Source organism: uncultured Rhodoblastus sp. (assembly GCF_903903185.1).
Classification (GTDB): Bacteria; Pseudomonadota; Alphaproteobacteria; order Rhizobiales; family Beijerinckiaceae; genus Rhodoblastus.
The window spans coordinates 1-13,809 of record NZ_CAIUXT010000097.1 but is presented as its reverse complement, the minus strand read 5'-3'; the positions used below and the strand labels follow the sequence as shown (position 1 = coordinate 13,809).

Below are 13,809 nucleotides of genomic sequence, written 5' to 3'. Positions count from 1 at the left end.
GCCATCGTTCTGGATCCGGGCAGCGATATCCCAGCCGCTGTAGAAGCTCTGCGGCAATTTTGGATGCCGATAAGGTTCGCCCCGGGGACGTAGGTTGTCGGGGGCTTGCGCCGAGCGAAGGGTATCCTCGTGCCGCTAACGTTTCAGCCGTTTCGCACAGGGATGTTTGTGTGCCTGCGGCAATTTTCCCCAATGGCACCAACCTGATGACGATGCCCCAAGGGCCGATCCGCCGGGATTTCAGGGAAAGGGGAGAGATGGCCGTTCTGCCGACGCCCCTTTTTGCAAAGTTTTTTTGCAAAAAGGAGGATTCCCACGCAACATAGTTGTCTGCCATAGATTTGACGGCAATCGCCTGCGCCGCGCCTTCGGCAAAGCAAGTCGCAAAAGTCCGTCGCTTCATCTTTTTCGGGGATCATTCATGCCAGAACGTGTTCGTCTCGGGCGCATCGAAGTCGCCGCCGTCCTGCGCCAGTTCGTCGATGAGGACGTTCTTCCCGGTCTGGGGCTAAATCCAAAGGCGTTTTGGGCGGGCGTCGAGAAACTTCTTGCCGATCTTGCCCCGCGCAACCGGGAATTGCTCGACCGTCGCGACGCCTTGCAGGCACAGATCGACCAATGGCATATCGAGCGGCGCGGTCGCCTGTTCGACGCCGCCGAATACAAGGCGTTTTTGGCCCAGATCGGCTATCTCGCGCCGCAGGGCGAGGCGTTCGCCGTCGGCGTCGAAAATGTCGATCCGGAAATTTCGACTCAGGCCGGGCCGCAACTGGTCGTGCCGATCGCAAATGCGCGTTATGCGCTGAACGCAGCCAACGCCCGCTGGGGTTCGCTCTATGACGCGCTTTATGGCACGGACGCGCTCGCGCCGCCGGACCCCGCCGCCCGGGGTTACGACCCGGCGCGAGGCGCGAAAGCGATCGCCTGGGGACGCGATTTCCTCGACCGAATTGTGCCTCTTGACGGCGGCGCCTCGCATAAGGATGTGACGCTCTATTCCATTGTGGGCGGCGTCTTGCGCGCAACGCTCGCGGGCGACCGCGCGGCCGGACTGGCCGACCCGAAGGCGTTTGCCGGATTCAAGGGCGAGGCGTCTTTGCCGACCGTGGTTCTGCTGGTTCATCACGGCCTGCATGTCGAAATCCATGTCGATCGCGGCCATGTCATCGGCGCGACCGATCCGGCGGGCGTTTCCGACATCGTGCTGGAATCGGCGCTGACCGCCATCCAGGATTGCGAGGATTCGGTCGCCGCCGTGGACGCCGAGGATAAGGTCGCAGTCTATCGCAACTGGCTTGGCCTGATGAAGGGCGATCTCGAAGCGCGGTTCGACAAGAGCGGAAAATCCGTCATGCGCCGCATGGCGCCGGACCGGGTTTATATGGCGCCCGATGGCGGAAGCTTGACGCTGCATGGCCGCGCGCTGCTGCTGGTGCGCAATGTCGGGCATTTGATGACCAGCGACGCGGTGCTGATCGATGGCGAAGAGGCGCCGGAAGGTCTGCTCGACGCCGTGTTCAGCGTGCTGATCGCGCTTTACGACCTGAAAGGCCTCGCCGCCTTGCGCAACAGCCGCGCGGGATCGGTCTATATCGTCAAGCCAAAGATGCACGGCCCCTAGGAAGTGGCTTTCGCCAGCGAGGTTTTTTCTCGCGTCGAGGATTTTCTCGGGCTGAAGCGCAACACCGTCAAGATTGGCATCATGGACGAGGAGCGGCGCACCACCGTCAATCTCGCCGAATCCATTCGCGCGGCGAAGGATCGCGTGTTCTTCATCAATACCGGCTTTCTCGACCGCACCGGCGACGAAATCCACACGTCGATGGAGGCCGGGCCGATGGTGCGCAAGAACGACATGAAAAAAGCGAGCTGGATCGGCGCCTACGAGGATAATAATGTCGATGTCGGCCTGCGGGCGAAATTGCCGGGGCGGGCGCAGATCGGCAAGGGCATGTGGGCCATGCCCGATCTGATGGCGGAAATGCTCAAGGTCAAGATCGCCCATCCGCGCGCCGGGGCCAATACCGCATGGGTGCCTTCGCCCACCGCCGCTATCCTCCACGCCACCCATTATCACGATGTCGATGTCGCCGCGCGGCAGGCCGAACTGGCTCTGCGGGCTCCGGCGAAACTCGACGACATTCTGACCCTGCCGCTAGCCGACCGCCCCAATTGGTCGCCGGAGGAAATAGCCGAGGAACTCGACAATAATTGCCAGGGCATACTCGGCTATGTCGTGCGTTGGGTCGATCAGGGCGTCGGCTGTTCCAAAGTGCCGGATATTCATGGCGTCGGCCTGATGGAAGATCGCGCCACTTTGCGCATTTCCAGCCAGCATATCGCCAATTGGCTGAGACATGGCGTTTGCGAAAAGGCTCAGGTTCTGGAGACGCTGCGGCGCATGGCGGCGGTGGTCGATGGCCAGAACGCCGGCGACCCGGACTATCGTCCGATGGCCCCCGATTTCGACGCCAGCGTGGCTTTTCAGGCGGCCTGCGATCTGGTTTTCAAGGGGGCGGAGCAGCCCAATGGCTATACCGAACCGGTGCTGCACCGGCGCCGTCGCGAGGCCAAGAAGCGCGGCTCCAAGTAAAACGAAGCCAAAAAGACGCCTGAATCTATCGCGTCTTGAGCCCGGCGGCGGCGGCCCCGGCCAGGGCGCAAGTCTCGTCATTGTCGGAAGTGTCGCCGGTGATGCCGACCGCGCCGACTGTCGCCCCGGTTTCATCGAGCAAAATGATTCCGCCGGCGGCGGGAATGACGCCCTGCGCGGAAATTGGCCCCAGAGAGGCGATGAAGGTCGGCCGCTCGGCCGCCATTTCGCCGATCTTGCGCGAGGAAACGCCAAGCGCCAGCGCGCCGCCGGCTTTGCCGATAGCGATTTGAGGGCGCAGAATCGAAGCGCCGTCCTGACGTTGCAAGGCGATCAGGTGGCCGCCCGCATCGAGTACGGCGACGGTCAGGGGTTTCAGCGCGAGCGCCTGGCCCTTGGCGAAAGCCGCCGCGATGATGGCGTTGGCCTGTTCGAGACCGATGCGACTCATGTCTATCTCCGTTGAGGATCGCGAGGCGCGCTATCCGTCCACCGCGAGGCTAGAGTATTTTCTTGTTTCCACGAAACAGGAAATGCTCTCGCCGCGCAGATGGAAAGGATGGGCTCCATTCGCGCGCCGGGCCGGTCCGAGGCGCCCGACGAATGGCGGACTTCTTGCTTCGTGCGAATGACGCGCGCGGGGAAAAACATGAAAACCCATCTCGACTGGTCGGGCTACGACACTTATGGCATTGGCGACGCTTATTCCGGCATTCCGGCGCGCGGCGGCAATTACGCCAAGGCGGTCGCCGTCTGCATGCATGATCGCCAGTGCCAGCGCGAGGGCCGGGGCGTCATGTGCCCGAGCTTTCGCATCACCAAGGACCCCGCGCACTCGACCGAGGCGCGGGTCGCCGCCTTCAAGGCGGCGCTCAATGGCGAATATGGCGAACAACCTTTCGGCGACGCGCGGCTCGCCGCTGCAATGGACCTTTGCGTCTCCTGCAAGGCCTGCAAGAAGGAATGTCCGAGCGCCGTCGACATGGTGCTGATCAAGACCGAATATCTCGCGCAGCGCAACGAGGCCCACGGCGTGTCCCTGCGGGCCAAATTATTCGCTGGTCTGCCGGCATTGCTGTCGCGCTGGCGGCTGCCTTTGCGGTGGTTGACTCTGGCGCGCAATCATCTGCCGCCGCTCGCCTTCGCGGCAGAATTGACCCTGGGGCTGACCTCCCGGCGTCCGCTGCCGCCGCCGGCGGCGCGCGCCTTCGCGCAAAAGGGGCCGGTCGGGTCGGGCAAGCGCGGCGAGGTCGTGCTGTTTGTCGATACTTTCGCCCGGCATTTCGACCCGGAAATCGCCGAGGCCGCCGTCACGGTGCTCGCGGCGGGCGGCTATCGCGTTTCCATCGCTCAGGCGGCCGCTGACGATGCGGAACCGGGCCGCGCCTTGTGCTGCGGACGCACCTATCTGTCGATGGGCATGGTCGGCCAAGCTCGGGCGGAGGCGAAACGGGTGTTGGCGGCTTTAGGTCCGGCGATCGCCGCCGGGACGCCGATCGTCGGGCTGGAGCCGTCCTGTCTGTTGTCGATGCGCGACGAATTTTTCAGCCTGGGGCTCGGCGCCGAAGTCGGCGCGATGGGCAAGAATCTTTATCTGTTCGAGGAATTTCTGGCGCGAGAGGCGCAGCGCGGACTCAAATTGCCGTTGGAGGCGCGCGGAGCGGGAAAAATTCTGGCGCATGGCCATTGCCACCAGAAAGCGTTCGGGCTGATGAAATCGATCCGCAAGACTCTGGCTATGATTGCCGGGGCTGAATTCGAAATCATCGACTCCGGCTGCTGCGGCATGGCCGGCTCTTTCGGCTTCGAGGCCGAACATTACGAGGCCTCGCGCAAAATGGGCGAGATCGGCCTGATGCCAGCCGTGCGCGCCGCCGGCCCGGCAGACGTGATCGTCGCCGATGGGTTTTCCTGCCGCCATCAGATTTCCGACGGCGCCGGTCGCAAGGCCGTGCATATGGCGGTGCTGCTGCGCGACGCGCTGGCGCCGGCATGAGAATCTCGACGCAGCGGAGCAATGGGAGCTTGACCCGGGCTCGCAGGCAGGGAATCATTTGCGATCGCGTGTCGGAGGGTCCGAGATCGCGCGGGAGCGTTGACAGTGCTGCATGCGCTTTGATTTGGATCTTGGCGGTGATGCTGCGGTAAACGACCTCGTTCTTTAGTATTTTCAGTCATCGGACTTTTTGGCGGGCCGCCCATATGTCTGGCGTAAAGATGATTTCCGTGCGCGCCGACGAGACGGGCGAAGAAATCGCCTTCGCCCTCGCGCGCAGTTCTCTGGGGTCGGTTCTCGTCGCGCGGCGCAGAGGCGGCGATTCCCGGGGCGTCTGCGCCATTCTGCTCGGCGACGGTCCGCAACAGGTCATCCGCGAATTGGAGGCGCAGTTCACTGGCGCGGTGCTGACCGAGGGCGATCCCGCACTGGAACAGCCGATCTCGGCGGCTTCGGAGGCCGTCGAGCGGCCTTGGCGTCCGCTCGACCTGCCGCTCGACATTAGGGGGACGGATTTTCAAAAGAAAGTCTGGGACGCCTTGCGGAAAATTCCGCCGGGGACGACTACAAGCTATGCCCAGGTCGCCCAGACCATCGGGGCGCCCAAGGCGTTGCGCGCCGTAGCGGGCGCCTGCGCCGCCAACAGGCTGGCGATCGCCATTCCCTGTCATCGGGTGCTGCGCAGCAATGGCTCACTGTCGGGCTATCGCTGGGGCATGGAGCGCAAGCGGCAATTGTTGGAGCGCGAAAAAAATTTTTGACGTCTTGGGCGCCGTTTTCCATAATTCGTCGTAAATTTGCGCCAGATCATGGAATTATCTTAGTTTTATGTCATTAATATAATACGCATTCGCGTTGCAGGCGCCTTTAACCCCCAGACGCCCCGATGCGAAGGCTAGGACCGCTCCACAAGAGCGGTCCTTTTCTATTAAGGGAGTTTGCCCAGGCCCGTCTCGAGCCACGGTCGCCGCCCCCTGGGGCCGCTTCAAGCCCGTTGGAGCCACGAACAAATCCAGACTTGTGGGGCGTCGGAGCGCCCAAGAGTCTGGCGCGGAGCTTTTTGGGCGGGGTATTTTTCTTCCGCGACGGCGTTTTCAATAGCCCGCCGCAACAGCAATCAGCTGAACCGCGCGCCTTGCCGGGCTCGCGCCATGACGACGATCAAGTCCCCGGGCCCGCAGGTTTTTTCGCGCCGCCCCAGAAAGGCGCCGATCTCGACGCGTTTTTCCCGTGCGGAAAAATCGAGCCGCTCGACGCCGAATTCGGCGTGGCGCTCGATCGTCAGCCGCACCCACAATGGGCTGAAGCGCCAGTCCCGCCGCGCGCCCGCCGTGTTGAAGCGCAAATAATGCAATTCCAGCGCGCTCAGCGAAATTTCGTCGCGGGCGAGGGCGTCGCGGGCGTTACGCCGGAAGGCGAAGGCCAGGCCAAGCCAGGTCAGTCCAAGGAAAAACGCCGCCGGCCAGGCGCCGGAAAGGCCGAGCAATAATCCAAAGGACCTTGCAGCAAGGCGAGAACGGCAAGCGCCTGCCGGGGTCCGCGCCGCGCCAAGGCGCGATGCGGCCGCAGCCGGGCGGTAAAGAAAATCGCCTGAGTCGCCGCGTCAGGCAAAAAAACAATATCGACGGCGGGTTCGCGGACCACGGGTTTGCGCATCCTGGGACTCCGCCTTTCGCCAATTGGCTTGTCTCGCCGGGCCTTAGCCGCTCTATTATGGCCATGACCGAATCCCGCCGACGCCCCGCCCCGAAATCCGCGGCCAAATCCAAGGCCAAGCCGGTAAAGGGCCCGCCGAAAAAGGCTAAACCGTCCACCAGGCAAAATGGCGCCGCCGAACCTGATCGGGTGCGGGCCATTTTCGCCCATTTCGCCGCCTTGAATCCCAATCCGAGCGGTGAACTGGAATATATCAATACCTTTACCCTGCTGGTCGCTGTCGTGCTCTCAGCCCAGGCGACAGATGCGGGCGTCAATCGCGCCACCAGAGGATTATTCGCCAGCGCTTCGACGCCGCAGGCGATGGTCGCGCTCGGCGAGGCGCAGGTTCGGGAAAAGATCAAGACCATCGGCCTGTTCCGCGCCAAGGCCAGAAATGTTGTCGCGCTGTCGCGAAAACTGATCGACGAATTCGGCGGCGAGGTCCCGCGCACGCGCGAGGCGCTGGAGAGCCTGCCGGGGGTGGGGCGCAAGACCGCCAATGTCGTGCTCAATATCGCCTTCGGCGAGAAGACCATCGCCGTCGACACCCATTTGTTCCGCGTCTCCAACCGCATTCCGTTGGCGCACGGCGCCACGCCCGAAGCGGTCGAACGCGGCCTTCTGGAGATCGTACCCGAGGAATATCTGCTGCAGGCCCATCATTGGCTGATCCTGCACGGCCGATATATCTGCAAGGCGCGCAAGCCGCTTTGCGGAATCTGCCCGATCGCCGACCTCTGCCTTTTTGCCGAAAAGACTATTTCTACACCGCCGCAGGCTGGATAACGCCGCCGCCGAACGCTTGCCTTTTGTCACCTTCCGTTGATATTGCCCTTCCGAAACGCCGTGGCGCCCGCCGCCTACGCCGTGCGAAAGGGGCAGGTCCATGCTGCGTCCGGTTGACCTTGACGATTGGTTCGACCAGGACGAACTCACCGCCATTCTGGGCGACAGGCGGGAAATCTCGACCTTGCGAGCCGATTCAACCATTTCCGCGTTTCGCCGCTGGAGCGCCGCCGACTTTACGCTCGCGCGCCGCTTTTCCAACGGCGAGCCCCTGACAGCCGATGAAATCCGGCGTTTGGCGCAATGTCTGGGCGGTTGAGCGCTTTTTTTGCGATTTCAATTCATTCGGACAATAGTCGGGGGCCTCGACCGCGAACGACAGCAATCCTTCGGCACACGTCGGGGGTGCAGCATTCTTCATTGCGAGGAGCAGCGATTGGGGAAAAGCGAATTAAGCCTTTTTTAACCTTGCTGCTGGAAATGCACTCTTGTTTGGCGACAAGCGCGCTTCTATAGCTGCGCAGCCGGGCGCGATCCACCATCCGGTTGAACAGAACAGGCATGCCGCAGCTTTATCATCATCCGCTCTGTCCGCATTCGCGCTTCATCCGCCTGGCTCTCGGCGAATATGGCGTCGAGGCGGAACTGATCGAGGAGCGCGTGCATGAGCGGCGACGCGCATTCCTGCTGCTCGACCCCGCCGGCCAGACGCCGGTGCTGGTCGAGGACGGCGGCTTGGTCGTGCCTGGCGCGGGCGCGATCGCCGAATGGCTGGACGAGACGCTCGGCGAACGCCTTGGCGACCATCGTCTGCTGCCGACCTCGCCGGCGGCGCGGGTCGAGGTCCGGCGGCTGACGTCCTGGTTCAATGAAAAATTCTTCGACGAAGTGTCGAACTGGCTGGTCACGGAAAAGGTCTTCAAGCGTTTCACGGCGACGGAAATCGGTGGCGGCGCCCCGGACATGGACGCGGTGCGCGCGGCGCGCGCCAATCTGCGCTATCATCTGCGCTATGTTTCCTATCTGGCGCAGACGCGCAACTGGCTGGCCGGCGAGCGCATGACCTATGCCGATCTGGCCGCCGCCGCGCATCTCTCCAGCGTCGATTTTCTCGGCGACGCCCCCTGGGATGAAGAAGAGCCGGCCAAGCAATGGTATCAGCGCCTGAAAAGCCGTCCGAGTTTCCGGCCCCTGCTGGCGGACCGGGCGCCCGGCGTGATGGTCAACCCGCTTTATACGGAAGTGGACTTTTAGGGCCTTTCCGCGCCGAAGCCTTGCGGCTCGGTTTCGACGCCTGCCGCATCGCCCGGCCCGACGCCATTCCGGGCGCGCCGGCGCACCTCGCGGCTTTTCTGGCCGAAGGCCGCCATGGCGACATGGACTGGCTGGCGGAGAAAAGCGGCTGGCGCGCCGATCCGCGCAACCTGTGGCCGGAAGTCCGTTCGATCGTGCTGCTCGGCATGAATTACGGTCCGCAGGGCGATGCGCTGGCGACATTGGCGCAAAAAACCGCCGGAAACATTTCGGTTTACGCCCGCCATCGCGATTATCACGACGTCGTCAAGGGGAAGCTCAAGCTATTGGCTGGCTTCCTGCTCAAAATGGACAAACGGAGCGGCGAGGCGAAAGTCTTCGTCGATACGGCGCCGGTGATGGAAAAGCCGCTCGCCGCCGCCGCCGGGCTCGGCTGGCAGGGCAGGCACACCAATCTGGTGTCGCGCGACTTCGGCTCCTGGCTGTTTCTCGGCGCCATTTTCACCACATTGGAGCTTGCGCCCGACGCGCCGGAAAGCGACCATTGCGGAAATTGCCGCGCCTGTCTCGACGCCTGCCCTACGGCGGCGCTAGACGCGCCCTACCAAATCGACGCGCGGGCCTGCATCTCCTATCTGACCATCGAGGCGCGGGGACAGATTCCGCTGCGCTACCGGGAAAAGATCGGCAACCGCATCTATGGCTGCGACGATTGCCTCGCGGCCTGCCCCTGGAACAAATTCGCGCAAATTTCGCGCGAGGCGAAATTTGCCGCCCGGGCCGATCTGGTCGCGCCGCCGCTCGCTGAACTGGCGGCGATGGAGGAGCCGGAATTTCGCGCAAAATTCGCCGGGGGGCCGATCAAGCGCATCGGTTTCCCGCGTTTCTTGAGAAATGTGCTTTTGGCGATCGGCAATTCCGGCGATGCTGCGCTGGCGCCTCTGGCGGAAAAGCGGCTGGATCATCCTTCGGCGCTGGTGCGCGGCATGGCGGTCTGGGCGCTGGCGCGCCTGCTGCCGCGTGAGCAAGTCCTGGCCCTCGCCGAACGACGCGACGCGGAAAGCGACGCAGAGGTCCGGGCGGAATGGGATGGCGCCATCGACGGGGAGGGGACAAGGTGAATCTGGTCATTATCGGCTTGGGCTACAGCGCCTCCTATTTCGCAGCCCATCACGCGAGCGCGTTCCAGCGCGTGACCGGCACCCAACGCGCGCCCAGACACCAGCGCCTCGGCCGGGTCGAACTGCTGCCGTTCGACGGCGCGGCGCCATCTCGCGAACCGCGCCTGCTCGGAGCTTTGGCCGAGGCCGATGCTTTGCTGGTCAGCGCCGGGCCCGACGCGCAGGGCGATCCGGCCTTGCGGCTGCTGGCAAAGGAAATCGCCGCCGCGCCGCGATTGAAGCGAATCGTCTATCTCTCCACCATCGGCGTCTATGGCGACCATGGCGGCGCCTGGATCGACGAGACGGCGCAAACCGATCCGGCCAATGGCCGCAGCCGGCTGCGCCTCGCCGCCGAAGCGGGCTGGAGCGCGTTGGCGCAGGGGACGGCGCGGGAGATTTACATTCTGCGGCTCTCCGGCATTTATGGCCCCAGCCGCAACATGCTGGTCAAACTGCGCGAGGGAACGGCGAAAAGGCTGGTGAAGCCGGGACAAGTGTTCAACCGCATTCATGTCGAGGATATTTCGCGCGCCATCGAAGCCTGTTTGACCGGGCAAGCGCCGGGGGGCGTCTATAACGTCACCGACGACGAACCGGCGCCGCCGCAGGATGTGGTGCTTTTCGCCGCGCTAAAGTCGGGGATGGCGCCGCCTCCGGAACAGGATTTCGACGCCGCGCAACTGACGCCGATGGCGCGGACTTTTTATGGCGAGAACAAGCGCGTCTCGAACCGGCGCATGAAGGAAAACCTGAGGTTCGACCTGGCTTTCCCGACCTATCGCGAAGGCATTGCGGCATTGTGGGCTCATGGCGAGGGCCGCAAGGATTAAAGCCGCAGACGCTCCGCGAAGGTCCAGCCGAGAAAAGCGCAAAGCGAAGCCACCGAGAAAATATTGACCTCGCGCAAAAGGTCGAGCGCATGGGCGTCCCAGACGTGCAGCGGGGGGCCATAACGGCCGTGCAACGCCATGGCGAGGAGAAATGTCGCCGCAACCAGGAGGCGGCTTTTCCCTGCCTCCCCGGCTTCTGGCGCCAATGTCGCGAGCATGAGGCAGGGAAAAAAGAAAAGTTCGGCCCCGCTGGCGGCGCCGAATAATTTGACCGCCAGAACCGTGTCGCAAATCCCCAGCAGCGGCACGCCGAAGCGCAAGACCCGCGGATGGCTGCGCAACAGCAGGGCGAGGCCGATGTAAAAGGGCATGCTCAGCGCAGTAAAGCTGGCCGCCCAAAAACCCGAGCCGGCGAAATACCAGACATAGGCCGGATAGATCGGCTTGTTGGCGGCGAGGATCCATGCGGTTTTCGCACTGGCGGCGGCCTGCGCGCTCGGCGCCGCAGGGGGGTGATGCGCGCTCAAAACGAACGAGTCGTGTTATGGCGGGGGGCGCTCAGGCGCCGCCGCAGTAGCGGCAAGCAGGCTAAGCTCATCGAGGCCAAATTCAAGAAGGCGTTCGTCGGCAAGGCGAAAGCTGAGGACGGCATGCAAAAATCCTTGGGACGTACAAAACCCGCCGATAGTCTATTTCACGGACCCGCGCAGGGAAAAGTTCATTTGCGGGGCTGAGAATTTTTTTGCGTCGCCGGTGAACCATTGCGCGACTTATATCGTCTATTGAGTCATTGAATAGTGGAACATAGCTTAGGTGAAGCGAAGTTCGGTATCGACCTCCGCACCCTTTTTTCGAACAAGGAAAGCAACCATGATCCGATTCCCGAGACTCTTCAGCGTCGCGGTCCTGCTTGCCTCGACCGCGCCGGGCCTCGCCGCCGCCGAATCCTCGATCTATGGCGCCTGGGCGCGCGGCGATGGCGTGGCTCGCGTGCGGATCGCGCCCTGCGGCGGCGCGATTTGCGCGATCAATACCTGGATCAAGCCCGGAGTCACTGATGAAAAGGTCGGCGACAAGCTGGTGATGAATGTCTCGCCCCGCAGCGCCGCCGCGATGTCGGGAACGGCCTTCGATCCGCAACGCAATCTCAGTTACCGTCTGAAGGTCAGTCTTGCCGGTCAAAGGATGACGACGAGCGGCTGTGTGCTCGGGGGGCTGTTTTGCAAAAACATGGGTTGGACGCGGCTCTCGGGGGAATGAGTTCAAACTCGTCAATGGTCGCCTGTGATCCCCCGTGAGCGACCGCGCGGAACTTGCCTTTATGGCCGCTTCCGATTGGTTGGCAGCCACTGCGCGCCGACAGGCAGGGGAATCTAACGGCGCTCGCCTGCGGCGCGCCGCTCTTTGAAAACCCGCCGGGGATTCCCGGCGGGTGTTTGGTTTGGTCGGATTGCCAGATTAATGATGGCCGTGCCCGCCGCCGCCGCCATGACCTCCGCCTCCAACGTGTCCGCCGCCTCGGCCGGGACCGCCGCCTCCGCCGTGAAAGCCCCCGCCGTGTCCGCCGCCGTGAAATCCTCCGCTGTGGCGTCCGCCCCTGCGACCGCCGTAACCGCCTCCGTAGCCGCCGACAACATAGCCGGGAAAGCCGCCATAATAGCCATAATGCCGGTGATGATGGTGGTGGCGCCGATGATGAAGCCGGTAATGGTGGCGATAGTGATGTCGGTGATGATGATAGGCCACGGTCTCGAGGCCAGCCGCCGGCGACGCCAGTTCGGGTTTTGGCATGCCCGTCGGCGCGGCCTGGGCCGGAGACAGGACCGCGCCGGCCAGCGAAAAGACCAGAGCCAGTCGCAAAAGCGATGATCTCAACATGCCGAGTCTCCTCGAACGGTCGTGCTCATGACGTTTCCTCTGTTATTTGCGGCGCTGCCAAAAATGCTCCGCAAGATGAACGCGGTCCCGACAGATCGAATTTCATCGGCCATTGCGATATCGACGCCCGGTCGGTCGATTAACGCTTCGCCATTCCCGCGCGAAAGCGCCGGAATCTACTCAAGCCGTTCCGTCCAAAGGATTTCGCCGGCGCCTGTCCGGTAATAGCCAAGGCCTGCGATCCGCCCAAAGCGGGCCGGCGGGGCGCGCCACCTCAAAATCGGCGGATTTGGCGTTCAGGTCATTGTTGCGCCTTTGCCGAACATGCGCGAAGGAAGCCCATGACCCCAGCGCAAGCTCCAAAACCCCTGTTTTCCCATCGCAAATATTGGGCGCAGCGCTTCGGCGTCGCGCCTTTCCTGCCAATGTCGCGTGCAGAAATGGAAACGCTCGGCTGGGATAGCTGCGACATCGTCCTCGTCACCGGCGACGCCTATATCGATCATCCAAGCTTTGGCATGGCGATCATCGGCCGCCTGCTGGAAGCGCAGGGCTTTCGTGTCGGCATCATCGCCCAGCCCGACTGGAAGGACGCCGCGGATTTCAAACAGCTCGGCAGGCCCAACCTGTTCTTCGGCGTGACCTCTGGAAACATGGATTCGATGGTCAACCGCTATACGGCGGACCGCAGGCTGCGCCATAACGACAGCTATACGGCCGGCGGCGAGGGCGGAAAGCGCCCCGATCGCGCCGTCATCGTCTATGCCCAGCGCTGCCGCGAGGCATTTTCGGACACGCCCATCGTTCTCGGCGGCATCGAGGCCTCGTTGCGCCGTATCGCCCATTACGACTACTGGTCAGACAAAATCCGCCGCTCGATCCTGCTCGACGCCAAGGCCGACCTGCTGCTTTACGGCAATGCCGAACGCGCCCTGGTCGAGGTCGCCCATCGCATCGCCAAAAACGGCATTTTGCAGGATTTCTCCGATATTCGCGGCCTCGCCTTGGCGCGCGACGAGACGCCGGAAGATTTCGTCGAGGCCCCCGCCGACGATCTCGATGGCGACGAGGGCGCGCGGCTGCAAAAGGAAAAAGTCGTGGTGCGCCTGCCGGCCTACGAGCAGGTCGTCGCCGAGCCCGAAGCCTATGCCCGCGCCTCGCGGGTGCTGCATCGCGAAAGCAATCCCGGCAACGCCCGGCCCCTGGTGCAAAGGCACGGCGACCGCAACGTCTGGCTCACCGCGCCGCCGATTCCGCTGACCACGCCGGAAATGGACGCGGTTTACGACCTGCCTTACGCGCGGGCGCCGCATCCTTCCTACGGTGAAAATAAAATCCCGGCCTGGGAAATGATCCGCCATTCGGTGACGATCATGCGCGGCTGTTTTGGCGGCTGCTCCTTCTGCTCGATCACCGAGCACGAGGGCCGCATCATCCAGAGCCGCTCGCAGGAATCGATTCTTAAGGAAATCGAGACCATCCGCGACAAGACGGAAGGGTTCACCGGCATTATTTCCGACATTGGCGGCCCCACCGCCAATATGTACCGCATGGCCTGCAAGGACCGCGAGACCGAGGCCGTCTGCCGCCGCCTGTCCTGCGTCTATCCCG

Annotated in this window: 14 protein-coding genes and 1 pseudogene; 10 read left to right on the top strand and 5 right to left on the bottom strand. The window is 63.2% G+C overall.

What is annotated here, in order from left to right; genetic code table 11:
• On the bottom strand, positions 1-403 hold a 403-nt coding region (locus QZY01_RS09005), incomplete at its 3' end, for a hypothetical protein (protein WP_294536129.1).
• Positions 404-421: 18 nt separating this feature from the next.
• Here QZY01_RS09005 and QZY01_RS09000 point away from each other — a divergent pair.
• Positions 422-2,593 (top strand): annotated as a pseudogene (locus QZY01_RS09000) (malate synthase G).
• A 25-nt stretch (positions 2,594-2,618) separates the two neighbouring features.
• Here QZY01_RS09000 and QZY01_RS08995 read toward each other — a convergent pair.
• Positions 2,619-3,044 (bottom strand): heme-binding protein, encoded by a 426-nt coding sequence (locus tag QZY01_RS08995; RefSeq protein ID WP_294536126.1) that lies wholly within the window; start codon positions 3,042-3,044, stop codon positions 2,619-2,621.
• A 198-nt stretch (positions 3,045-3,242) separates the two neighbouring features.
• Here QZY01_RS08995 and QZY01_RS08990 point away from each other — a divergent pair, with 198 nt between their 5' ends.
• Positions 3,243-4,589 (top strand): 4Fe-4S dicluster domain-containing protein, encoded by a 1,347-nt coding sequence (locus QZY01_RS08990; protein WP_294536123.1) that lies wholly within the window; start codon positions 3,243-3,245, stop codon positions 4,587-4,589.
• 221 nt (positions 4,590-4,810) lie between these two features.
• Positions 4,811-5,350 (top strand): methylated-DNA--[protein]-cysteine S-methyltransferase, encoded by a 540-nt coding sequence (locus QZY01_RS08985; RefSeq protein ID WP_294536120.1) that lies wholly within the window; start codon positions 4,811-4,813, stop codon positions 5,348-5,350.
• A gap of 356 nt (positions 5,351-5,706) precedes the next feature.
• Here the strand turns inward: QZY01_RS08985 and QZY01_RS08980 are convergent, their stop codons facing one another.
• Positions 5,707-6,075 (bottom strand): DUF2244 domain-containing protein, encoded by a 369-nt coding sequence (locus QZY01_RS08980; RefSeq protein WP_294536117.1) that lies wholly within the window; start codon positions 6,073-6,075, stop codon positions 5,707-5,709.
• A 233-nt stretch (positions 6,076-6,308) separates the two neighbouring features.
• On the opposite strand from QZY01_RS08980, the gene nth reads away from it, so the two are divergent.
• The 5 genes from nth (at position 6,309) to QZY01_RS08955 (ending at position 10,320) form a co-directional block, all read left to right on the top strand.
• Entirely contained in the window at positions 6,309-7,073 is a 765-nt protein-coding gene (gene nth / locus QZY01_RS08975; RefSeq protein WP_294536114.1) for an endonuclease III, read from the top strand.
• 100 nt (positions 7,074-7,173) lie between these two features.
• Positions 7,174-7,392 (top strand): hypothetical protein, encoded by a 219-nt coding sequence (locus tag QZY01_RS08970; RefSeq protein WP_294536111.1) that lies wholly within the window; start codon positions 7,174-7,176, stop codon positions 7,390-7,392.
• Between the two features lie 242 nt (positions 7,393-7,634).
• Positions 7,635-8,327 carry a glutathione S-transferase family protein gene (locus QZY01_RS08965; RefSeq protein WP_294536109.1) on the top strand — a complete coding sequence of 231 codons (693 nt, stop codon included), beginning with the start codon at positions 7,635-7,637 and terminating at the stop codon, positions 8,325-8,327.
• Positions 8,328-8,347: 20 nt separating this feature from the next.
• Positions 8,348-9,448, top strand: a complete 1,101-nt coding sequence (queG, locus tag QZY01_RS08960; RefSeq protein ID WP_294536105.1) for a tRNA epoxyqueuosine(34) reductase QueG — start codon at positions 8,348-8,350, stop codon at positions 9,446-9,448.
• A complete protein-coding gene (locus QZY01_RS08955) occupies positions 9,445-10,320 on the top strand; it encodes an SDR family oxidoreductase (protein WP_294536102.1) in 876 nt (291 codons plus the stop codon). Before queG ends, QZY01_RS08955 begins: the two co-directional genes overlap by 4 nt.
• Here the strand turns inward: QZY01_RS08955 and QZY01_RS08950 are convergent.
• Complete coding sequence (locus QZY01_RS08950; protein ID WP_294536099.1) at positions 10,317-10,847, bottom strand: hypothetical protein; 531 nt, start codon at positions 10,845-10,847, stop codon at positions 10,317-10,319. The two genes, QZY01_RS08955 and QZY01_RS08950, sit on opposite strands and share 4 nt — an antisense overlap.
• Before the next feature lie 343 nt (positions 10,848-11,190).
• Here QZY01_RS08950 and QZY01_RS08945 point away from each other — a divergent pair, with 343 nt between their 5' ends.
• The gene (locus QZY01_RS08945) at positions 11,191-11,580 is read left to right on the top strand and encodes a DUF2147 domain-containing protein (RefSeq protein WP_294536096.1); all 390 of its coding nucleotides are present in this window, start codon (positions 11,191-11,193) and stop codon (positions 11,578-11,580) included.
• 198 nt (positions 11,581-11,778) lie between these two features.
• On the opposite strand, the gene QZY01_RS08940 is transcribed toward QZY01_RS08945, so the two are convergent.
• The gene (locus QZY01_RS08940) at positions 11,779-12,198 is read right to left on the bottom strand and encodes a hypothetical protein (protein WP_294536093.1); all 420 of its coding nucleotides are present in this window, start codon (positions 12,196-12,198) and stop codon (positions 11,779-11,781) included.
• A 341-nt stretch (positions 12,199-12,539) separates the two neighbouring features.
• Between QZY01_RS08940 and QZY01_RS08935 the strand changes: the two genes are divergently transcribed.
• Positions 12,540-13,809: YgiQ family radical SAM protein (locus QZY01_RS08935; RefSeq protein WP_294536090.1), on the top strand; the 1,270-nt coding region annotated here is incomplete at its 3' end.

Excerpts from the sequence above, each read along its gene's own strand:
- QZY01_RS08945 (WP_294536096.1), top strand. The coding sequence starts at position 11,191 with ATGATCCGATTCCCGAGACTCTTCAGCGTCGCGGTCCTGCTTGCCTCG.
- QZY01_RS08965 (WP_294536109.1), top strand. The coding sequence starts at position 7,635 with ATGCCGCAGCTTTATCATCATCCGCTCTGTCCGCATTCGCGCTTCATC.
- QZY01_RS08940 (WP_294536093.1), bottom strand. The coding sequence starts at position 12,198 with ATGTTGAGATCATCGCTTTTGCGACTGGCTCTGGTCTTTTCGCTGGCC.
- QZY01_RS08985 (WP_294536120.1), top strand. The coding sequence starts at position 4,811 with ATGATTTCCGTGCGCGCCGACGAGACGGGCGAAGAAATCGCCTTCGCC.
- nth (WP_294536114.1), top strand. The coding sequence starts at position 6,309 with ATGACCGAATCCCGCCGACGCCCCGCCCCGAAATCCGCGGCCAAATCC.
- QZY01_RS08995 (WP_294536126.1), bottom strand. The coding sequence starts at position 3,044 with ATGAGTCGCATCGGTCTCGAACAGGCCAACGCCATCATCGCGGCGGCT.
- QZY01_RS08990 (WP_294536123.1), top strand. The coding sequence starts at position 3,243 with ATGAAAACCCATCTCGACTGGTCGGGCTACGACACTTATGGCATTGGC.
- QZY01_RS08970 (WP_294536111.1), top strand. The coding sequence starts at position 7,174 with ATGCTGCGTCCGGTTGACCTTGACGATTGGTTCGACCAGGACGAACTC.